Consider the following 21088-nt stretch of genomic DNA (forward strand, 5'->3'; position numbering starts at 1 on the left):
TTTAATGATTTCCTGTTGTAGGTAGTTTATAAACAGGGTATGTTAAAGAATATCCTGCTATCCTTCCTATAATCCTTGGTATATCAGTATTATCATAAAAACCTTTAAAATTCTCTGCTCCAGAACCAAAAGCATAAACAGCAACTGGAGCACCTGTGTGATCAAAAGTAGTCCAACCAATATGTGCTTTTCTACTAACTACTCTACCAATAGCATTTGAAAATGCATAATAGGAACCAGCCTGTTCTTTAACAAGCGTATCAAAATATTCCATATCCTCATTTGTTAAATCAATATTATAATATTTTTTTACTAATTCTTTTACTTTATTTTTATCATTATTTGCTTGTTTAGATATAAAATCTGTATTTTTAGTAAAATTCCTACCATTTCAACATCAAAATAATATCCACCTGTTGAAAGGTCTAATCCACCCGTTTCATGATCTGCTGTTATTACCACTAATGTATCAGGATTATTTTTTACAAAATCCATTACAACATTGAATGCTTTTTCAAATTCTAAAACTTCTTTCCATACACCATATGGATCATTTCCGTGTGCTTCCCAATCTATTTGTGATCCTTCAACCATTAAGAAAAAAGGACTATTATCTTTTGATAAAACTTCAAGAGCTTTTTTTGTCATATCAGCTAACATAGGCTCTTTAACTCTATCTGATGCAGCCGGAAGATGACTATAGTTAAATAATCCTAAAACTTTATTTCCATTATAATTCATCAATTCTTCTTTAGTTGTAATATAATCAAATCCTTTTTCTTGTGCTAATTTTATTAAATCTTTTCCATCTTTTCGTGTTGATACATGTCCATATACAGCTCCTGGTGTAGCATGCGTAATTCTTGATGTGGATAAACTCCAATTTTTACTCCATTTTGAGCTGCAATTTCAGCAATTGTTGGGACAATTGTTCCATCTGGTAACATTCCTATCATTCCATTATTTGTTTTAAACCCAGAAAATAAAGCTGTTCCAGCTGCTGCTGAATCTGTTACATTACTATTAGCAGAGTTACAAGACCTATATTTTGAGTTTTCATAAAATTCATTAATCGGCCTTCTAAATAACTTGCAAGCATAACTTGATTTATTCCCATTCCATCACCAATCATGTAAATAACATTTTTCACAGAAAAACTTAACAATGTTAACAATAAAAAAATGAGTATAAAAACTTTCTTCATAATATAACCCCCCCGTATATGATTCGGTACTTATTATTATATCATATTATATAATTTTTATCAAATATTATTCAAAAAATTTTAATAAATGAAGTAATATCGGCAAAATAGTAAAGTTGCAATATTTTTATTTTTATCCAGATATTTATCTTTTACATATTCAATTTTATTTTGCATCTTATTTTAAAAGTTTTATTTTCGAGTTATAATATAATTAAAATAATAAGGAAAGGGTGTTTTTATGAATACATCAAAAAAATATGATAATGTAGCAAAGTGGTATGACTATTTTGAAGGATATATTGAAAAAAAGTTATTTTCGAACTTTAGAAAAAAATTATTTGAAAATATTGATGGAAAATTTCTGGAATTAGGTGTTGGAACAGGTAAAAATCTACTATATTATCCAGAAAATTTTGAGGGATATGCAATTGATTTCAGTAAAAAAATGATTGAAATAGCTAAAAAACGAAAAAATCAATTAGGATTTAAAAATATAGAAATTTTACAGATGGATATTGAAAATCTTCAATTTGAGGATAATACTTTTGATACGGTTTTTTCTTCATTTGTATTTTGTACAGTTCCAGATCCCATTAAAGGTTTAAAAGAAGCCAGAAGAGTGTTAAAAAACACAGGTAAAGCAGTTTTTTTAGAACATATGAAAAGTGCTAGTTTTATAAATAATATATTTTTATATATGATGAATCCATTTACAAAATTGCTTCTTGGAACGTCAATGATTAGAGAAACAGAAAAAAATATTGAAAAATCTGGATTTAAAATTGAAAAGACATATTATTTATACAAAGATATTGTCAGATTAATTATAGCAAGAAAATAATTAATATGTCCCCGTAAAGGGGACATATTTTATTTTTGATTAAAAATTGATTTTTTAAATAATTGTATAAAAAGTGGTAGAATTGTAAGGGAAATGATTAAGCAGAAGAAAATCCCAAAAAATAACAAAAATCCCATTTGTGAAACTAAAGGGTCTTTAACAAAGTATAAGGAACCAAATCCTATCATACTCGTCAATGAAGTAATTATTACAGCTTTACCGGATTGTTTTATCATTTCAATTATACTTCTATTTATTAAATAATTATGAATCATATGTATTCCATCATCTATTCCTATACCCAGTATTAAAGGGATTACCACAATATTTGCTATGTTAAACTTTATATTAAGTAGAGACATAAAATTCAAAAGCCATAAAGCTCCAAGTATTACTGGAGTTAAAGTTAATAGAGTTATTTTCAATTTTCTAAAATAAATAAGCACTATAAAAAATATTAAAATAAAAACATAAATTGAACTTCTTAATAAATCTTCTCTGATATAATCTATTAATTTAACCCATACAAATGTAGTTCCTGTAGAATTTTCATCAATATTTCTTAAAATGGTATAAACTTTTTTCATGCTTTTTTCATCCCATAAACCATCTTTTAAGAAAACGAAAGTTGCAATATTTTTGTTTTTACTCAGATATTTATCTTTTAAGTATTCAGGTAAATCATCAATTGAAATTTCACCTTTTGTTGTAGCATTTTCCATACTTTTAATTACATAATAAAAATATTCTTTTATATTTTTCTGAAGATTATCCAGTTCGTTTTTATTTAAGTTATTTAGATAATTCAATACTTCTTTGGTTTTATCAATATAAAAAGTGTTATCAATTTTTTTGTTTTCTATCAAATTTTGAACAAGCATAATTACTAATTTTAAAGACACATTTGCAATTTTAGGTTTTTCTGTAGTTAAATATTTATTATATAAATCTTTTAAAATGGGGATTTTTTCAGATTGATTATCAGGAATTAATAATGCCAGAGAATCAATTTCAGAATATATATCAGTTTTTTTCAATTCTTCATATTGCCGTTTGCTTTCTTCAATTGAATTTGCAACTAATATATTATATTCAAAAGAATTATTGTATTCTTCTTTTAAAGAATTTTCCAGACGAACAGAAGGGATATCAGGTAATAAATCAAAAGCATTATAATTGAACTCAATCCTGAAATTTATTAAGAGTGGTATGAATATAATTGCAAGTATTAAAATCACTACAATATAATTATATTTTATAATAGTATCTGTAAACCTTTTACTTATCACATTTTTTTGAATTTTTGATGGTTTTATTTTTGAATAAGATAAAATTGCTGTCAAAATGAAAGTTATAGTTATAAGAGACATTAAAATGCCAGTTCCTGCAATAAAACCAAGTTCAAATAATCCTTTGAATTTTGAAAACATCAAAACATAAAAAGATGCAGCTGTAGTTATTGCACCGGCAAAGATTCCAGGAAGGGTTTGATGAAATACCATCTCCAAACTGTCTAAAACATTTTTCCCTGAATTTATTTCATAGTAAAATTTGGTTAAAAAGTGCAATGAAAAATCTACTCCAAGTCCCAGAAGTAAAATAGAAAAAATACTTGTAACTATATTCAATCTTCCTATTATTAAATAATTTATACCAAGTGTCCAGATGATGGCTATTAAGATTGGAATTACAATATATATTGATGCAGAAAATTTTTTGAATGAAAAGATAAAAAGAATTATTAAAAGAAATAATACAATAGTAGATATGGTTGCAATTTTTGTATTTAAATTATCCTGTTGTTCTGACATAATTTTTGGCATTCCTGTAATTCCAATATTTAATGAAGGATATTTTTGCATTATAGGATTTAAACTTTTTTCAACTGCATTAACCATATTTTGAAAAAATTTCATGTCATGTGTTGCATCTGTTGGCCTTAAAAAAATGAGTAAATTTTTTTTGTCTTCATTATAATAATATTTCATATCTAATATTTTGAAAAAATCTTCATTTTCATCATTAAATAATTCTGTTAAAAAATTCAAGTCCTGTTCATTAAAAGAATTTTTGGAGCTTAGATATAATAACATTTTTGAAAGGTTATTTTTTTCCTGGGATAATTTTAATACCTTTGGATTATTTTTTAGAAGTTCAACGCTTTTATAAAATAAATCATCATTTATATAAAGTAAAATATTTTCTTTTATAAAATCTACAGGATATTTATAATCAACATATTTTATAAATTCTGATAATCCTTTTATTTTTTTGGCAATTTCTTCAGTTGCCTGTTCCATTTTTAAATTGTCATTTCCTTTTATTGTAATAATTAAATTATCGAAGCCACCAAAATTTTCAGATATTTGTTTGAATTTAATTATTTCCGGATCATTCTCTGGCAATAATGTGTAGGTTCCCATATCAATATTTGTTTTTGAGGCAAATATGCCCAAAAAAATTGTAAGAATTATTGAAATAATAATTATCCAGAGCCGGTATTTTATAATAAATCTAAATAGATTTCTGTTTTTCATTGTTTAGATTCGCTCCTTATATAAATATTATCAAAATGCCCCCCATTAACCTTATTATTAAGGGGGCTTTTATATAATTATTTACTTTTAATTATTTCCCATCATATTATTATTATCCATTTCTGGTTCTTGTGTATTACCTGGAGTATCTGGGTAACCATAATTATTAATATTTCCCGGGTATCCATATCCATTCATCATATTTCCACCCATCATTCCTGGATAACCATATCCATTCATCATATTTCCACCCATCATTCCTGGATAGCCATATCCATTCATCATATTTCCGCCCATCATTCCTGGATAGCCATATCCATTCATCATGTTTCCACCCATCATTCCTGGGTATCCGTAGCCAAAGTTTTTAGGTATAATATATTCTTTATTGTCTATTTCAATCGATGTTACTAATAATTCTTCTACTTTTGAAAAACTATATAATGTTGTTGCTTTTACGTTTACTTCTTTTCCAGCTTCTATTGGTAAATTATTATAAAACATAAACATATTTTCTAATCTTAATATATAATATGTTCCTTTTTCATCAACAGCCAATGCTATAGGTACCTGCTCGTTTATTTCCATAATTTTTAAATCTATACTAACTGTTGGAATATTTGTATAATATCCATTACTCTGATTTTCTATATCTCCACCATGTGCGAAAATTAATGATAAGCTAAAAATTAACATTAAACCCAATAAAAATCTACTTTTCATATTATTCCCTCCTATTCGATAAGTTTCTTTTTTCTTATATATTCTTCTTCGGTAATTTCACCTTTAACAAATTTTTCATTTAAAATTTTTAAGACATCTTCATTACTTACTTTATTTTTCTGATTTTGTCTTGAATGATTGTTTTTAAATAAATTTTTAAATATGAAATATATTAAAATTAAAAATAAAATCATAAATCCAAATCCAACTAAAGAGCCAATTATTCCATATCCATAAAATCCACTCCAACCCCAACATGGCATAATTTCACCTCCCAATTAAAATATATTGTATCTAAAACCTATTAACCAATTAAGTTTAAATGATGAGTTTATAATATTTTCTATATTATCTTTTACTCCCACTTCTATCATATATTTATCTTTAAATACAATTCCACTACTTAAAACAATTTCTATTTTCTTATAATCATTTAAATTTTTAATTTCATTTTCTACAGCAACTCTAAAAGGAATATATATGTTATTTTCAATATTATTTTCTCTTTTTACTCTTCTAAAATACATCATATGCATCATAGGAAAAAAAGTTAATCTATTTGTTTTAAAACTTGTATTTACAACATCTACTCCAATTTTTATATTTTCTAAATTTAAATTTTTATCTGGATATATTCTGATTTCACTAAAATCTGTTTTATAAAAATTATTAAGTGCCAATGGTATGTTTGTATATAATGAAAATACACTAACTCTTCCATAAATGTCAAAATACCCTTTACTTTCATCGTTAAGATATGGTTTATATACTTTTTCAACAGATAAATCTATAATATTACTAAACGAAAATATTATCAAATTCAACATAACAAATACTAATATTAATTTCTTCATATTAAACACCTCTTGCTATCCTGCAATATTACTTAATATAATTTTTTTCTTTCTGAGATATTCTTCTTCGGTTATTTCTCCAGTAACAAATTTTTCATCTAATATATCAAGTGCTTTACTTTTTCTATTAGTTTCTTCTAACATCGGCTGTCGGTTTTGTCTATAATAATCTTCTGATCTTCTAGGATAATCCTCAGAATGATGATGTCGATTATTAAATAATCCTCTCCCATGATAACCAAATATTCCGCCTCCACATGACATATTCTCACCTCCTATATCTGAAAAGTTTTATAAATTCCAACTTTTTCTATGATTTCTGGAACATACTTTGTTTTTGCAACTTTTTTATCATACAAATGTATGAAATAATATGATATCAACATACCAGTTAATCCTAAAATAAAAGATATTATTTCATTTAAACCAAATGAGAATAGAAGTACAGTAATTATAACCATTGTCAGCAAAGGTATTCCATACATTATAAATGCTACCTTGGATTCCAGCGAATCTATTTTTTTTATATAAACAAATTCATTTCTATTTAAATCTAATTTATTGGAATTAATTGCTTTAATTTTTCTATTTGGATCTCCTGTTAAATTACATGAACCTTTTATTGCACATGAACTACAATTTGACGCTTCAAGAGCCTGCAAATATACATATTCTTCATCTATATCAACTATTCTCATTAATTCATTCATAAAAATCACCTCATATATTCCAGATATTCATAAATATTTCCATCATTCAATAAGTTTCTTTTTCCTTAAATATTCTTCTTCTGTAATTTCACCATTTACAAATTTTTCATTTAATATTTTTAAAGCTTCTTTTTTGGAATCTTCTGTACTATTTTGAAATTCTCCTAATTTTTTAGCTGCATCAGGATTTTTCATAAAATACCAGATTATAAATAGTATTAATATAAGAAACAAAAACATCATACCAATCACCTCACTTTAAATTTTTTAAAATTAATTCTTTTTTTCTGATATACTCATCTTCTGTAATTTCACCTTTGACCAATTTTTCATTTAAAATCTTTAATACATCGTAATCTTCATTTTTACTACTTCTATTAATATTTTTAAAATTAAAATTTCCATTAAAAAATATCTTTTTTATTACAAAATAAATCACCACAAGAAATATTATTAAAAATATAAAACTTATAAATGATCCTATTAAACTATATCCTCCAAAACCATACGGCCCAAAACCTGACCAACCCCAACCATGCATCATAATTTCATCTCCTTTCTTTAAAGATTATCAATAACTCTTGTTAAAGCATCTTCAATTTCTTTAGCTATTTCATATACTTTTTCATTATTTGATGATTCCATTGCTACTGTTGGTTTTATTGCTGCAATAACTGTTTTTTCATCTTTTTCATACACTATTACATTACATGGTAAAAATAAACCTATATTTTCTTCTGCTAATATTGCTTTGTGGGCATTCTTTGGGTTACATGCTCCTAATATTGTGTATTTTTTAAATTCTATACCCAATTTTGCTTTAAATTTTTCATTTAAATCTATTCTTGTTAAAATTCCAAATCCTTCTTTTTGTAACTCTGTATTTATTTTTGATATTGCTTCTTCAAATCCATAATTTGTTTCTTTTAATATTCCATATTTCATAATTTCCACCTCCTTTTATTTTTTAACACCCCCATACGGGTGGGACAATTGTAGTATAACATACATTCCTTAAAATTTCCTTAGAATTATTCATTTTCTGAAATTAATTTTTCTATATAATTTATTTCCTCTACAACATCATTTAATTTTCTTACAACCACATTCACATTTAAACCTTTATCTTTACAGCTATCTTTTAAACTACTCATTTTTGCACAACAAATATCAAATCCAAAATTTTTTAATTCATCAAATAATTTATTATCCATATCCATAATTTCTTTTAAACTCATATTTTCATTTATTTCTGGCAACATGTTTATTCGCCTCCTTATAAATTTTTACTTATATAATTCATTACCTCTTCCAATTCTAATATTTTTACATTTATCTCTTTTGGATCATTTGAATAGGCAGCGTTTTTGACACAACTTTCAAGATGATTATTCAATATTTTTGTATTTGCTTTTTTTAATAATGCAACAGAAGCTAATATTTGCCTCGATATATCTATACAATATCTGTTATCTTCAATCATTCTTATTATTGCTTCTATTTGCCCTTTTGCTGTTTTTAATATATTTAAACTATTTTTATTATTATGCATTGTTTTTCACCTCGTTTTTTATAATCTAAGGAGAGGTCCTCTCCTTAGATTTTTTAATGACAATGTCCTTTATGATGCATTTTTTTATGTTTCATATGATGTCCATGACTTTCATGAATGTTTTCATGATGTTCATCCTCATCTTTTATTTCTTTAACATCATAACCTGCTTCATCTATAGCTTCTTTAATAGCTTCATCTTTTAAAACATCTCCTTCTATAACTGCTTTTCCAATTTCAACAGATAACACATTTACATTTTCTAATTTTTCTAATTCTTTTCTTACTCTTTTTACACAATGCTCACATGACATACCTTCAATAATAATTACTTTTTTCATAATATCTCCTCCTTTTAATTTTTAGGTTTAAAGTTTTTTAATCTAAGTGCATTCAATAAAACTGATACAGAACTGAAAGACATTGCTGCTGCTGCAATCATAGGACTTAATAATGGACCACCAAAAACATGTAATAAACCTGCTGCTATTGGAATACCTGCTGTATTGTAACCAAATGCCCAGAATAAGTTTTGTTTAATGTTTCTTATTGTAGCTTTACTTAATTGAATAGCAGTAACTACATCTTCAAGATCACTTTTCATTAAAACTATATCCGCTGATTCCATTGCAACATCTGTACCAGAACCTATTGCTATACCAACATCTGCCTGAGCTAAAGCTGGTGCATCATTTATTCCATCTCCCACCATTGCTACAACATTTCCATCTTTTTGTAATTTTTTTACTTCATTTGCTTTATCCTGTGGTAAAACTTCTGCAAGAACTATATCTATTCCAACCTGTTTTGCTATTGCTTCTGCCGTTCTTTTATTATCACCAGTTATCATTGCAACTTTAATTCCCATTTTATGAAGTCTTTTAATAGCATTTGCACTGGATGGTTTTACTGTATCAGCAACTGCTATTATTCCTTCTAATTTTCCATCAATTGCTATAAACATAGGTGTTTTTCCTTCATCTGCCAATTTACTTGCTTCTTCATTTAAACTTATTTCTATATTTTTATCTTTCATAAGCTTTAAATTTCCAAGATAAATGTCCATATTATCTATTATTACTTCAATACCATGTCCCGGAATAGCCATGAACTTATCTACTTTTTTCAATGCTAATTTCTTTTCTTCTGCTGCTTTTACAATAGCCTCACCTAATGGATGTTCTGAACCTTTTTCTGCAGATGCCGCTATAATAAGTATTTCATCTTTAGAGTATTTTCCTGTTGTATAAATATCAGTAACCTTAGGCTTTCCTTCTGTTATTGTTCCAGTTTTATCAAATACTATAGTATTTATTTTATGTGTTGTTTCAAGTGGTTCTCCACCTTTTATCAATACACCATATTCTGCGCCTTTACCTGTTCCAACCATTATTGCTGTAGGTGTTGCCAATCCCAATGCACATGGACATGCTATAACCAATACAGAAATAAATATCGTTAATGCAAATATTTGACCTGCTCCTGTTAAATACCATGCTATTGCTGCAACGATAGCTATTGTTATAACTATTGGAACAAAATATCCAGAAATAACATCTGCCATTTTTGCAATTGGAGCTTTTGAACCCTGTGCTTCTTCTACTAATTTTATTATTTGAGCTAATGCTGTATCTTTTCCGACTTTCGTTGCTTTAAATTTTATACTTCCATTTTTGTTTATAGATCCTCCTATAACCTTATCCCCTATATTTTTTTCTACTGGAATACTTTCTCCTGTAAGCATTGATTCATCAATAGAGGTATGACCTTCAATAATAGTTCCATCAACTGGTATTTTTTCACCAGGTTTAACTATTACTATATCTCCTACTTCTACTTCATCAACCGGTATTTCAATTTCTTTTCCATCTTGAAAAACGAGCGCTGTTTTTGGTTGTAATCCCATTAATTTTTTTATCGCTTCTGATGTTCTACCTTTAGTAACACTTTCAAGATATTTACCTAAAAGAATTAGTGTAACTATAACTCCCGCAGTTTCAAAATATAAATCATTTGCATATTTTGTATTTCCAAAATAAATTTGAATTGTTCCAAAAACACCATAAATTATTGCGGCTGATGTACCTATTGCAATTAATGAATCCATATTTGGACTTAATTTAAATAAATTTCTAAACCCTATTGTATAAAATTTATAACCTGCTATAGCTATAGGAATAACCAATAATAGTTGAATTAAAGCAAAATTAAACGGATTAATTTCTGGATTTATAATTCCTGGTAATTTTAACCCCAATAGATGCCCCATTGAAATATATAATAATGGAATAGAAAAAACTGCCGAAACTATAAATTTTCTCCATAACGTTTTAATTTCTTTTTCACGCCTTTCTTTTTCAAAATCCACATTATCTTTAGAATCTGCTTCCAGTGGTTTATAACCTGCTTCTTCAATAGCCTTTTTTATTTTGGATAATCTTGTAATATTTGGATCATATGAAACAACCGCTTTCTCTGTTGCAAAGTTTACATTCACTGTTTTGATTCCATCGAGTTTATTGATTTCTTTTGTAATTGCATTAGCACATGATGCACATGTCATTCCCTCAATTGGAATAGTAACTGTTTTATTTTCTACAGGAGCTTCAACATCATATCCAACATCTTTAACTACTTCTTTTATAAGTTTTTCATCAACTTTTTCTGGATCAAATTTTAATGAAAGCTTTTCTGTTGCAAAATTCACATTTACTTTTTCTACACCTTCCAACTTTCCTAATTTTTTTTCTATTGCAAGAGCGCATGAGGTACATGTCATTCCAATAACACTGAGTTCTTTTTCAACAATTTTATTATTTTCAGTTATAACTTTATTTTCACTCATAATAATCCCTCCTTTTATACCCCTCTACCCCGGGGGTGGTTACATCTATAGTATAAACCTTTTTTGTTACAAACAAAATATTTTTGTTTCTTTATGATTTCTAAATAGTTAAAATATAACAAACAAAATTAGAAGAATATTATAGGTTATCCAAAAAGTTAAAATCACTCAGACAGCTTGATTGCTTATCTTTAAAAATTATTCATTTTTTAGTTGACATTTTACTACTGTAATAGTATAATAGTACACCGAGGTGATAATTATGTGGTTTTATATAGATTTTCATTCACATATTCCTGTATATGCACAAATAAAAAATAAAATAAAGGAAAAAATTGCTAAAAAAGAAATTCAAAAAGATGAATTTATTCCTTCAATAAGAGTATTAGCTAAAGAAATTGGAGTAAATTTAAATACTGTGGCAAGAGCTTATAGAGAGCTTGAACAAGAAGGAATAATAAAATCTGTTAGAGGATCAGGATATATTGTCATAGGTATAGATAAGGATAGATTGTTAAATGACAAAATAGAAGAATTCAAAAAAGTTGTCCTCTCTGCAAAAAATTTAAAGATAGAGAAAAATAAATTATTAAAGGTAATTGATGAAATATATGGAGGTGAATAATGTGATTTTAAAAGTATCTAATTTAGTAAAAAAATATGGAAATTTAACTGCAGTTAATAATATTTCTTTTGAAGTAAATAAGGGTGAAGTTTTTGGATTATTAGGACCAAACGGTGCTGGTAAAACATCTACATTAAAATGCATATTAGGTTTAAGAAAAAAAGATAGCGGTAATATTGAAGTTAATGGAAAAATTGCATATTTACCAGAAAAAAAAGAATTATACAAAAGTTATACTGTAGAAAAAATGATAGAAATAACAGAGTCTATTACAAATAATTTTTCTAAGGAAAAAGCATATAACTTAATAAATGAATTTAAATTAGATAAAAAAACAAAAATATCTAATTTATCCCACGGAATGCTAACTCAACTATATATTTCATTAACTCTTGCACAAGATGCAGACTTATATATATTAGATGAACCAACATGGGGATTAGATCCGTTGATGAGAAATACTATATTAGATTTAATAAGAGAATTAACATATGATGGAAAAAGTATATTATACACAAGCCATATACTTTCTGAAGTAGAAAAGATTGCAGATAGAATTGCTATTATGTCAAAAGGAAAAATTTTAGAAAATGATTATTTAGATGATATAAAAAATAATTATTCTGCAATAGCATTACCAAAAAATGAAAAAACAAAAGGTTATCTATGGAAAGAATTAGAAAATGAAAATATATGGATTGTAAAAAGTAGTGAAGGTGAAAAGGTGACTATTGATGAAATATTTGAAGCTATTGTGAAGGGGGAATGGAAATGAGAAAAGAATTTTTAGATATGAAAGTTAGAGCAATTGTAATTTTTATAATAACTCTTATTTTATTCTTTTCTATTGCTCCATTTCAAAATATTTTACTTGGTGTATTAGAAAAAAATAAAGCTGTAATTGAAACATATGCAAATAAATTTGGTCTTAATAGTATGATTTCACAATTACATGATTGGAATTTTTATATATTCACACAATGGTTTGGAAAAAATTTTGGTCAAATGATACCTATTTTTGCAATTATTTTAGCATTTCCTCTTTTTTCAAGAGAAATAGAAAATGGAACTATGGAATTTTTATTGGTTAGAAAATCTCGTGATTATGTATTTTATTCAAAAGTTTTTTCAAGTTTAATTATTGGATTTTCTATTATTATAATAGGTAGCATTTTACCAATAATATACTCATTTTTTACTGGAAAAGATTTCTTAAATGAATATGCATTAAAGTATATTGTTCATGGTTTAATTACTGTGTGGTTTTGGAATAATATTACAGTATTCTTTTCTATAATTTTCAATGACCAAGTTAAACCAATTTTATCTTCTGCTGGATTATTAGCAATTATTACTGCACTTGGATTCATAAAACCATTAAAATGGTTAAATACTTATAGTTATGCATTGGGTGAAAAAATACTATCAGAAGGCAAAATAAATTGGATATATTCTGAAAGCTTATTTGTTGTTGGTGGTTTTATATTATTAGCCAGTTATTATATATTTAAAAACAAAGAAATTTAAAGGGGGATTTTCTATGAAAAAATTAGCTATTTTTCTTGTATTAATACTATCAATTGTTGGATTTTCAAAATATCAAAATACAGCTATTATTTATTTAAAATACTTATACTCACATCAATTTGATAAAGCTATTGATATGAGTATAGAAATTATGAAAAAACAATTACCCGAATCAAAATTAAAGCAAACATGGGAAACAATAGAAAAAGCATATGGAAATTTTCAAGGTATAGAAAAAATAGATTTTACAAAAAATGGTGAATATGAAGTATATATAATTACATCAAAATTTGAAAAAACAAAATTATCTATAATTATTAGTGTAGATAAAAATGGAAAAATTGCTGGATTATTTTTTAATCAGGCAAAAAATTATACATATAATATACCAAGTTATGCAGATACATCTAAATTCAAAGAAATAGACATAACATTAGGTGAAAAATGGAAATTAAATGGAAAACTAACTGTACCAAATGGAAAAGGACCATTTTCTGCTGTTATTTTAATACACGGCTCTGGCCCAAATGACATGGATGAAACTATTGGCCCAAATAAGCCTTTTAGGGATTTAGCATATGGATTATCAACAAATGGAATTGTTGTTTTAAGATATGATAAAAGAACTAAAATATACGGAAATAAAATGAAAAATATTACTTTAAACGATGAAGTATTTGAAGATGTAAATTATGCAATAGATTATCTAAAAAAACTAAATTATGTTGATAAAATTTATATTTTAGGTCATAGTTTAGGTGGATATTTAGCTCCATATATTGCAAAAAATAATGATAATATATCTGGTATAATATTAATGGCAGCACCAGCTAGAGCATTAGAAGATTTAAGTATAGAACAATTGCAATATTTAAAAAAATTCGAAGATGCTGAAAATATTAAGGTTTATGATATTCTTATTGAACAATTAAAAAAGATTAAAAATAATGAGTTAGATGATAATGTAAATGTACTTGGTGCACCAGTATATTATTATAAAGAATTAAGGGAATATATGCCTACTAAATATTTACCTGATTTAAATTTACCTATTTTAATATTACAGGGAAAAAGAGATTATCAAGTAACAGAAAAAGATTATGATATTTTAAAAAAATATACAAAAAAAGAACAGTCTAAATTATATGATGATTTAAATCATTTATTCATTAAGGGTGAAGGGGATCCAAATCCATATGAATATTATAGTGAAGGACATGTTGATAAAAAAGTTATTAAAGATATTGTTGATTGGATAAAAGATAATTGAAAGGGGGAAATTATATGATAGTAACAACAGTTGGATATGTTCCAGGATACGAATTTGAGGAAGTTTTAGGTGTAGTTATAGGAAACACTGTTCATTCAAAACATTTAGGAAGAGATATTGCTGCTGCTTTTAAGACTTTAGCTGGTGGTGAAATTAAAGGATATACAGAAATGCTTACAGAAGCAAGAAATGTTGCATATAACAGGATGATTGATGAAGCAGAAAAATTAGGTGCAGACGCTATTATAGGTATGAGATTTTCAAGCTCCGCTGTAATGCAAGGTGCTGCTGAAATACTTGCTTACGGTACTGCTGTAAAATTAAGAAAAAAGGATTAATTAAAAAATTAATGTTTTTGTGTTATTTTGTTAATTTTCTTTAATGTTATATAGATTTTAGTTTATAATAATAAATAATATGACGTAATTAGCTATAATCAATATTAGTTCTTTTTTTCTCTTTTTTTATTATGTGTTATTATAGGATTGTATAAAAATATAAATTTTCGAGAGGAGGTTATCACATGTTAATTAAAAGATTATTTGCGCTCACATTATCAGATAGTGGGAATAGTGTGTCTATTTTCTGTGATAACCTTGCTCACATCAATTATTATTGATGATAAAGTATTTAATTTGGGCTATGGTTATCACACCATAGCCCATTTTTTGTTTTGTATGGGCTATGGTATATACCATAGCCCATTATATTTTATAGAAAGGAGTGGAAGAATGATTTTAAAATTTGTAAGGTGGGTTTTTAATTAACGAAATTGTGGAAAAGGGGGTGATTTTATGTTTGAAAAAAAGAAAAAGGTTTATAACAAAAATAATAAACCAAAATCTTATTATGAAGGTTTTAATGAAATGGAAAAAATTAAAGACTTATTATTAGAACTCAAACGATGCAATTATTGATTTACAGGAGGTTATATAATGAAAAGTATATTAAAATATGTATTTAATCAAAAAAAGTTTATATTAATAGCTGCAATAGGTATGATAGGTGGTGTAGCTGCTGAATTAATACTTCCATATTTAAATAAAGTTGTTATTGATAATATAATTATCAACAAACAAACGAATTTATTGTTCATAACTTTATTATCCATATTTTTTATCACCATATTCAGAGCATTAATGGGTTATGTTCAAGAATTTACTTTTGATTATGTTGGTTCAAGAATAAGTAAATCATTAAAATATGATGTTTTTAAACATATACAAAAATTATCATTTAAATATTTTGATAAGACAAATACAGGAGAATTAATGTCAAGAATTAGTGAAGATATTGATAATATATGGATGGCATTTGGTTTTGGTATTGGGTTAGCTATTGAATTTTCATTATATTTTATTTTAGGTAGTATTGTATTATTCTATTTAAATTGGAAATTAGCATTAATTAGTTTAATATCTGCACCGTTTATAGCTTATTTAGCAACAAAATTAGAAAATGAAATAGGAAAAGCTTTTGATAAGATTAGTGATCAAACTGCTGTTATTAATACAACAGCACAAGAAAATATTTCTGGTGTAAGATTAGTTAAAGCATTTGCAAGAGAAAAACATGAAATATTGAAATTTTTGAAATTAAATGATGAGAATTATAATTTAAACATTATGAAATCAAGAATATGGGGTAAATATTTTCCAACAATAGAATTTTTAGGAAATGCTGCTTTGATTTTAGTAGTCACAATAGGAGGTATGTTTGTTATCAATGAAAATATATCTTTAGGTACATTAGTTGCATTTAATGGCTATATGTGGATGATTGTATGGCCAATGAGATTAATTGGATGGTTATCAAACATTTTATCTCAAGCAAATGCATCTGCTAAAAAAATTGAAAAAATATTTAATGAAAAAGAAGAAAATTATGATGGAATTAATTTAGAAAATGTAAAAGGTACATTAGAATTTAAAAATGTAAGTTTTAAATACGAAAATGAATATGTATTAAAAAATATTAATTTTAAAATTGAAGCAGAAAAAACTTTAGCTATTATGGGACCTACAGGTTCCGGAAAAAGTACTTTAATTTCTTTAATATCCAGATTCTACGAAGATTATGAAGGTGAAATATTACTCGATGGCATAAATATAAAAGATATTTCATTAAAATCATTAAGAAAGAATATTAGTTATATTTTCCAGGATACATTTCTATTTTCTGAATCTGTAAAAGAAAACATTAAATATGGAAATGAAAATGCTACTGATGAAGATATTATTAATGCATGTATTGAAGCTCAAGCACATGATTTTATTATTAATTTACCAGAAAAATATGATACCGTTGTAGGAGAAAGAGGACTTGGGTTATCTGGAGGTCAAAAACAACGTTTAACAATAGCTAGAGGATTATTAAAACATGCTCCTATTATTATATTTGATGATGCTACGTCCGCACTTGATATGGATACAGAATATGAATTATTGAAAAGTATATATTCTAAAGAAAAACAAAATACAAAAATCATTATAGCTCATAGGATATCTGCTGTAAAAAATGCTGATGAAATTATTTTCTTAGAAAATGGCGAAATAGTTGAAAGAGGAAATCATGAGGAATTATTAGAGAAGCGTGGAAAATACTATGATATATTTAAAGAACAATTTAAAGACTTTGAAGATTTAGTAAGAGATGAGGTGATCTAATGAAGTTTGAAAAAATAAATACCGTTTTTAGAATATTTAAATATTTAAAACCATTTATACCAAAAACTATTTTAGTTATATTTTTAATGGTAACAGTTATGGTAATTAATTTAATTAATCCTTATTTTTTTAAAGTGGCTATTGATGATTATATATCTAATAAAGACATAAGAGGTTTAATTATTATTGGTGGAATATTATTATTATTAAATATTATTGCTTTAGTTTTATCAAGAATAAGAATTGTAGAAATGGGAAAGATTACTAATAAGATTGTATTGAATATACGTCATGAATTATATGAACATATACAAAAATTATCTTTTTCATTTTTTGATAGTCGTCCTGTGGGTAAAATATTAGCCAGGGTTGTAAATGATGTAAATTCATTAGAACAATTATTTTCTAATAGTATTACCAGTTTAATACCAGAATTATTAACTTTGATCTTTGTTGCTGGAATCATGTTCTATATGAATTATAAACTTGCATTAGCTTCTATGATTATTTTACCCTTATTAATATTTGGATTATTTTTAATAGAAAGTATAAGTAGAAAAAGATGGATGGAATATAGGAATAACAGGTCTGAATTAAACGCTTTTACACATGAGGATATTTCGGGTATTAGAGTTGTTAAATCATTTACTGCAGAAAATAAGACAAATAGAAAATTTAAGTTTTTAACAGATAAAATGATGAATTCTTTTGTAAATGCTGTTAAGGTTAATGATTGGTTCTGGGCAATGGTTTTTATATCCTGGGGAATTGGAAGCGTATTAGTATTTTATTTAAGTGTTAAAATGATTGATTTAAATCAAGTTACTGTAGGTACTGTTGTTGCTTTCGTTGGATATATTGGAATGTTTTGGAGACCTATAATGAATTTAAGTAATTTCTATAATTCATTGGTTACTAATATTTCGGCAGGTGAGAGAATATTTGAAATTTTAGATACAAAACCAGATATTGTAAATCCAAAAGATGCTAAAATAATGCCAAAAATAAAAGGTGAAGTTGAATTCAAAAATGTTACTTTTGCATACGATAGAGAAATTGTATTGAATAATGTATCTTTTAAAATCAAACCTGGTGAAACTATTGCTTTGGTTGGACCAACAGGAGCAGGAAAAACAACAATAGTAAATTTAATTAGTAGATTTTATGATCCACAAAAAGGTCAAATATTAATAGATGGTCATGATATTAAAAAGGTTGATTTAGAATCATTACGTTCTCAAATGGGAATTATGCTACAAGATACATTTTTATTTTCTGATACAATAAAAAATAATATTAGATATGGAAAATTAGATGCTACTGATGAAGAAATAATAGAAGCAGCTAAAGCTGTACATGCACATGATTTTATAATCAAATTAGAAAAAGGATATAATACTGATGTAAATGAAAGAGGGGTTAGATTATCAATTGGTGAAAGACAATTAATATCCTTTGCAAGAGCATTATTAGCAAATCCAAGAATATTAATTCTTGATGAAGCTACTTCTAATATTGACACATATACAGAAAAATTAGTACAGGATGGAATTAAAAAATTATTAAAGGGTAGAACATCATTTGTTATTGCTCATAGGTTATCTACAATTAGGAATGCTGACAGAATATTCTATATTGATAATGGAGAAATTCTTGAAGTAGGTAATCATGAAGAATTAATGGCTAAAAAAGGTCATTATTATAATCTATATATTTCACAATTTAAATTTTTAGAATTAGGAGCATAATTAACACACCTCCTCATAGCATTGAGGAGGTGTATATTTATACTTTTCAAGTACAATAGATAATTTTTCATCAATCATTTAAAGTTTTTGCCAAAATTGGCATAGATTCTGGATGAAACATTGAATCAATTTCTTCTATTAAATGTACAGAATTTTGATACATAACCATATTTTCTATTTCTCATCCCCTTAATGTAATTACTTTTTATCAATCTCTTTTAATAACTCCAGTAATTTTGAACTATTCTGATTTATTTTTTCCCATAATTCCCTTATTTCAAATTCATATTCTTTCAAAATCATTAAGACATCTGGATGAAAATCTTCTGGATTCGTTCTTTCATCTCCATTAATAAGTATATCCATTGTTTTTTCATGGGAAAATGCTGGTTTATATGGTCTCTCCGAACGTAAAGCATCATATACATCAACAACTGATACTATTGCAGCACATAATGGAATTTCTTCACCTTTTAAACCATATGGATATCCATTACCATTGTATTTTTCATGATGATATAAAGCTATATTTCTAGCTATTTCAAATTTTGGCGAATCTCCTATTAACAAAGATCCATAAATAGTATGTTTTTTCATTATTTCAAATTCTTCTTCTGTTAATCTACCTTTTTTTTCTAATATTTCTTTTGGTATCATTATTTTACCAATATCATGCAACGGGGCATAATATCTTATTTTTTCAACTGTTTCTTCTTTTACTCCCATTTTTTGAGCAATAAATGCTGATAATTCTCCTACTCTATTTACGTGGTTACCAGTTGTTTCATCATAACCTTCTGCAATTATTGAAAGCTGTGTACTGAAATTCAAATAGGCCTCTTCTAATTCGTTATTAACCTTTTCTATTTCTTTATATGATGATTCCAATTCTTCATTCATAGCATTTATTTCTTCAAATGATGACATAATATCTTCTGTCATTTTTTGATATTCTGTCATTAATTCATTTATTTCTTTAATATCACATTTTTCCATAATTTTATCAAATTCAAGATATCTCGTTTCTTGAAATTTTTTCATGTTATCCAGCATAATTTCAAAAGGCTTGGATATTTGTTTTGAAACTCTGTGTGCTTTTTTTGAAATGATATATAAAATAAATCCAAGAGCTATAATAAACATTAAAAAGTTAATAAACATACTTGTTTTAAATTGGCTAAAATCAAGTTTTAATACAATTCCTATAGGTCTAAAAAGGGTTTTTTCATCTTCATATTTCCATATACTATAAAAGTTAATCCCATTTCTTTTTTCAATTATTACTTCTTTTTCTGTATCAAAAGCTTTCATCAAATATTCTATATCTTCTTTGTTTAATTCCGGAAATTTATCAGATAACCCTTCAAATGTGTGTGTACAGATATTTATGTCTTTTATAAAATCATATTTTTCTTTTAAAAGTGCAAGATTACTTATAATATTTTCGATTTTTCCAACAGGTAACAATGTTTTCAACATATAGAAGTTATCATTTAATTTTAAATAAACATTTCTGATAAGATTTTTAGAAGTTAAATCAAGTTCTACAAAATAATCAAAATTTTTTAAATCTTTTATTTTGTTTTTAATTTTTGAATTGAGAGTGTTCATATCCACTTTAGTTATGGTTGCTTCTTCACCTAATCTTTTGTTTACATACATAAAATCCATTATTTTTTTATCTAAATCTTCTTGATCTGTTTTTAAATATTCTATAAACATGTCCAACCCTTTATAATATCTAGCATCGAAATCGTATATTGTGCTGTATAATGAATTAAAAGTTATACTTACAAGTTGTTTGGCATTTTCTCTAAATGAATTTTCAATTTTTTGAAAATTTAAATAACTTATTGTCGTTATAACGATTAAAACTGCTACTATACCAGTTATAACTATAGTCATAATATTTTTTGATATTAACCGATATAAAGTTATTTTATTTTTTTTCATTATATATCCTCCTCAATCTATTTTTAATGC

Annotated in this window: 23 protein-coding genes and 1 pseudogene; 9 read left to right on the forward strand and 15 right to left on the reverse strand. The window is 26.0% G+C overall.

All coding sequences use genetic code 11. The features are described from left to right. Position 1 precedes the first annotated feature (1 nt). Positions 2-1204, reverse strand: a pseudogene (locus JRV97_RS11635) (alkaline phosphatase). A 241-nt stretch (positions 1205-1445) separates the two neighbouring features. On the opposite strand from JRV97_RS11635, the gene JRV97_RS05065 reads away from it, so the two are divergent. After that, complete coding sequence (locus JRV97_RS05065; protein WP_281000810.1) at positions 1446-2048, forward strand: class I SAM-dependent methyltransferase; 603 nt, start codon at positions 1446-1448, stop codon at positions 2046-2048. A gap of 29 nt (positions 2049-2077) precedes the next feature. Here the strand turns inward: JRV97_RS05065 and JRV97_RS05070 are convergent, their stop codons facing one another. From JRV97_RS05070 to JRV97_RS05130, 13 genes are all read right to left on the reverse strand, one after another. Then, positions 2078-4585, reverse strand: coding sequence for an efflux RND transporter permease subunit (locus JRV97_RS05070; RefSeq protein ID WP_281000812.1), 2508 nt, complete (start codon positions 4583-4585; stop codon positions 2078-2080). An 87-nt stretch (positions 4586-4672) separates the two neighbouring features. Continuing rightward, entirely contained in the window at positions 4673-5308 is a 636-nt protein-coding gene (locus JRV97_RS05075; RefSeq protein WP_281000814.1) for a hypothetical protein, read from the reverse strand. 11 nt (positions 5309-5319) lie between these two features. Next, on the reverse strand, positions 5320-5571 hold the full coding sequence (locus JRV97_RS05080; protein ID WP_281000816.1) for an SHOCT domain-containing protein: 252 nt from the start codon (positions 5569-5571) through the stop codon (positions 5320-5322). A gap of 15 nt (positions 5572-5586) precedes the next feature. Further along, positions 5587-6162 carry a hypothetical protein gene (locus tag JRV97_RS05085; RefSeq protein WP_281000818.1) on the reverse strand — a complete coding sequence of 192 codons (576 nt, stop codon included), beginning with the start codon at positions 6160-6162 and terminating at the stop codon, positions 5587-5589. Between the two features lie 15 nt (positions 6163-6177). After that, complete coding sequence (locus JRV97_RS05090) at positions 6178-6426, reverse strand: SHOCT domain-containing protein (protein WP_281000820.1); 249 nt, start codon at positions 6424-6426, stop codon at positions 6178-6180. An 11-nt stretch (positions 6427-6437) separates the two neighbouring features. After that, entirely contained in the window at positions 6438-6872 is a 435-nt protein-coding gene (locus JRV97_RS05095) for a SoxR reducing system RseC family protein (RefSeq protein WP_281000822.1), read from the reverse strand. Between the two features lie 42 nt (positions 6873-6914). After that, complete coding sequence (locus JRV97_RS05100; protein ID WP_281000823.1) at positions 6915-7115, reverse strand: SHOCT domain-containing protein; 201 nt, start codon at positions 7113-7115, stop codon at positions 6915-6917. 10 nt (positions 7116-7125) lie between these two features. After that, the gene (locus JRV97_RS05105; RefSeq protein WP_281000824.1) at positions 7126-7416 is read right to left on the reverse strand and encodes an SHOCT domain-containing protein; all 291 of its coding nucleotides are present in this window, start codon (positions 7414-7416) and stop codon (positions 7126-7128) included. Between the two features lie 17 nt (positions 7417-7433). Then, positions 7434-7817 (reverse strand): DUF302 domain-containing protein, encoded by a 384-nt coding sequence (locus JRV97_RS05110; RefSeq protein WP_281000825.1) that lies wholly within the window; start codon positions 7815-7817, stop codon positions 7434-7436. An 86-nt stretch (positions 7818-7903) separates the two neighbouring features. Further along, entirely contained in the window at positions 7904-8134 is a 231-nt protein-coding gene (locus JRV97_RS05115; RefSeq protein ID WP_281000826.1) for a hypothetical protein, read from the reverse strand. A gap of 14 nt (positions 8135-8148) precedes the next feature. Continuing rightward, positions 8149-8424, reverse strand: coding sequence for a metal-sensing transcriptional repressor (locus JRV97_RS05120; protein WP_281000827.1), 276 nt, complete (start codon positions 8422-8424; stop codon positions 8149-8151). 53 nt (positions 8425-8477) lie between these two features. Further along, positions 8478-8765: a heavy-metal-associated domain-containing protein gene (locus tag JRV97_RS05125; RefSeq protein ID WP_281000829.1), complete on the reverse strand. Its 288-nt coding sequence runs from the start codon at positions 8763-8765 to the stop codon at positions 8478-8480. A 14-nt stretch (positions 8766-8779) separates the two neighbouring features. Further along, the gene (locus JRV97_RS05130; protein WP_281000831.1) at positions 8780-11269 is read right to left on the reverse strand and encodes a heavy metal translocating P-type ATPase; all 2490 of its coding nucleotides are present in this window, start codon (positions 11267-11269) and stop codon (positions 8780-8782) included. A 262-nt stretch (positions 11270-11531) separates the two neighbouring features. On the opposite strand from JRV97_RS05130, the gene JRV97_RS05135 reads away from it, so the two are divergent. From JRV97_RS05135 to JRV97_RS05170, 8 genes are all read left to right on the forward strand, one after another. Then, positions 11532-11894, forward strand: coding sequence for a GntR family transcriptional regulator (locus JRV97_RS05135; RefSeq protein WP_281000833.1), 363 nt, complete (start codon positions 11532-11534; stop codon positions 11892-11894). Between the two features lies 1 nt (position 11895). After that, positions 11896-12669, forward strand: a complete 774-nt coding sequence (locus tag JRV97_RS05140) for an ABC transporter ATP-binding protein (protein WP_281000835.1) — start codon at positions 11896-11898, stop codon at positions 12667-12669. Further along, positions 12666-13421 carry an ABC transporter permease subunit gene (locus tag JRV97_RS05145; protein ID WP_281000837.1) on the forward strand — a complete coding sequence of 252 codons (756 nt, stop codon included), beginning with the start codon at positions 12666-12668 and terminating at the stop codon, positions 13419-13421. The genes JRV97_RS05140 and JRV97_RS05145 overlap by 4 nt, the downstream gene beginning before the upstream one ends. A gap of 13 nt (positions 13422-13434) precedes the next feature. After that, positions 13435-14691 (forward strand): alpha/beta fold hydrolase, encoded by a 1257-nt coding sequence (locus tag JRV97_RS05150; RefSeq protein WP_281000839.1) that lies wholly within the window; start codon positions 13435-13437, stop codon positions 14689-14691. 14 nt (positions 14692-14705) lie between these two features. Beyond that, positions 14706-15029 (forward strand): heavy metal-binding domain-containing protein, encoded by a 324-nt coding sequence (locus JRV97_RS05155; protein WP_281000841.1) that lies wholly within the window; start codon positions 14706-14708, stop codon positions 15027-15029. 456 nt (positions 15030-15485) lie between these two features. Further along, a complete protein-coding gene (locus JRV97_RS05160) occupies positions 15486-15608 on the forward strand; it encodes a hypothetical protein (RefSeq protein WP_281000843.1) in 123 nt (40 codons plus the stop codon). Between the two features lie 18 nt (positions 15609-15626). Next, entirely contained in the window at positions 15627-17357 is a 1731-nt protein-coding gene (locus tag JRV97_RS05165; RefSeq protein WP_281000845.1) for an ABC transporter ATP-binding protein, read from the forward strand. After that, a complete protein-coding gene (locus JRV97_RS05170; RefSeq protein WP_281000848.1) occupies positions 17357-19105 on the forward strand; it encodes an ABC transporter ATP-binding protein in 1749 nt (582 codons plus the stop codon). The genes JRV97_RS05165 and JRV97_RS05170 overlap by 1 nt, the downstream gene beginning before the upstream one ends. Before the next feature lie 198 nt (positions 19106-19303). Here the strand turns inward: JRV97_RS05170 and JRV97_RS05175 are convergent, their stop codons facing one another. Next, the gene (locus tag JRV97_RS05175; RefSeq protein WP_281000850.1) at positions 19304-21058 is read right to left on the reverse strand and encodes an HD-GYP domain-containing protein; all 1755 of its coding nucleotides are present in this window, start codon (positions 21056-21058) and stop codon (positions 19304-19306) included. Positions 21059-21088 lie beyond the last annotated feature (30 nt).

This window comes from Marinitoga aeolica (assembly GCF_029910535.1).
Classification (GTDB): domain Bacteria; phylum Thermotogota; class Thermotogae; order Petrotogales; family Petrotogaceae; genus Marinitoga; species Marinitoga aeolica.

Bases quoted from the DNA above. Each gene is read 5' to 3' on its own strand.
- JRV97_RS05070 (WP_281000812.1), bottom strand. From the start codon at position 4,585: ATGAAAAACAGAAATCTATTTAGATTTATTATAAAATACCGGCTCTGG.
- JRV97_RS05135 (WP_281000833.1), top strand. From the start codon at position 11,532: ATGTGGTTTTATATAGATTTTCATTCACATATTCCTGTATATGCACAA.
- JRV97_RS05095 (WP_281000822.1), bottom strand. From the start codon at position 6,872: ATGAATGAATTAATGAGAATAGTTGATATAGATGAAGAATATGTATAT.
- JRV97_RS05150 (WP_281000839.1), top strand. From the start codon at position 13,435: ATGAAAAAATTAGCTATTTTTCTTGTATTAATACTATCAATTGTTGGA.
- JRV97_RS05065 (WP_281000810.1), top strand. From the start codon at position 1,446: ATGAATACATCAAAAAAATATGATAATGTAGCAAAGTGGTATGACTAT.
- JRV97_RS05110 (WP_281000825.1), bottom strand. From the start codon at position 7,817: ATGAAATATGGAATATTAAAAGAAACAAATTATGGATTTGAAGAAGCA.
- JRV97_RS05100 (WP_281000823.1), bottom strand. From the start codon at position 7,115: ATGATGTTTTTGTTTCTTATATTAATACTATTTATAATCTGGTATTTT.
- JRV97_RS05090 (WP_281000820.1), bottom strand. From the start codon at position 6,426: ATGTCATGTGGAGGCGGAATATTTGGTTATCATGGGAGAGGATTATTT.
- JRV97_RS05165 (WP_281000845.1), top strand. From the start codon at position 15,627: ATGAAAAGTATATTAAAATATGTATTTAATCAAAAAAAGTTTATATTA.
- JRV97_RS05155 (WP_281000841.1), top strand. From the start codon at position 14,706: ATGATAGTAACAACAGTTGGATATGTTCCAGGATACGAATTTGAGGAA.
- JRV97_RS05080 (WP_281000816.1), bottom strand. From the start codon at position 5,571: ATGCCATGTTGGGGTTGGAGTGGATTTTATGGATATGGAATAATTGGC.
- JRV97_RS05130 (WP_281000831.1), bottom strand. From the start codon at position 11,269: ATGAGTGAAAATAAAGTTATAACTGAAAATAATAAAATTGTTGAAAAA.
- JRV97_RS05175 (WP_281000850.1), bottom strand. From the start codon at position 21,058: ATGAAAAAAAATAAAATAACTTTATATCGGTTAATATCAAAAAATATT.
- JRV97_RS05120 (WP_281000827.1), bottom strand. From the start codon at position 8,424: ATGCATAATAATAAAAATAGTTTAAATATATTAAAAACAGCAAAAGGG.
- JRV97_RS05145 (WP_281000837.1), top strand. From the start codon at position 12,666: ATGAGAAAAGAATTTTTAGATATGAAAGTTAGAGCAATTGTAATTTTT.
- JRV97_RS05075 (WP_281000814.1), bottom strand. From the start codon at position 5,308: ATGAAAAGTAGATTTTTATTGGGTTTAATGTTAATTTTTAGCTTATCA.
- JRV97_RS05105 (WP_281000824.1), bottom strand. From the start codon at position 7,416: ATGATGCATGGTTGGGGTTGGTCAGGTTTTGGGCCGTATGGTTTTGGA.
- JRV97_RS05125 (WP_281000829.1), bottom strand. From the start codon at position 8,765: ATGAAAAAAGTAATTATTATTGAAGGTATGTCATGTGAGCATTGTGTA.
- JRV97_RS05085 (WP_281000818.1), bottom strand. From the start codon at position 6,162: ATGAAGAAATTAATATTAGTATTTGTTATGTTGAATTTGATAATATTT.
- JRV97_RS05160 (WP_281000843.1), top strand. From the start codon at position 15,486: ATGTTTGAAAAAAAGAAAAAGGTTTATAACAAAAATAATAAACCAAAA.
- JRV97_RS05115 (WP_281000826.1), bottom strand. From the start codon at position 8,134: ATGTTGCCAGAAATAAATGAAAATATGAGTTTAAAAGAAATTATGGAT.
- JRV97_RS05170 (WP_281000848.1), top strand. From the start codon at position 17,357: ATGAAGTTTGAAAAAATAAATACCGTTTTTAGAATATTTAAATATTTA.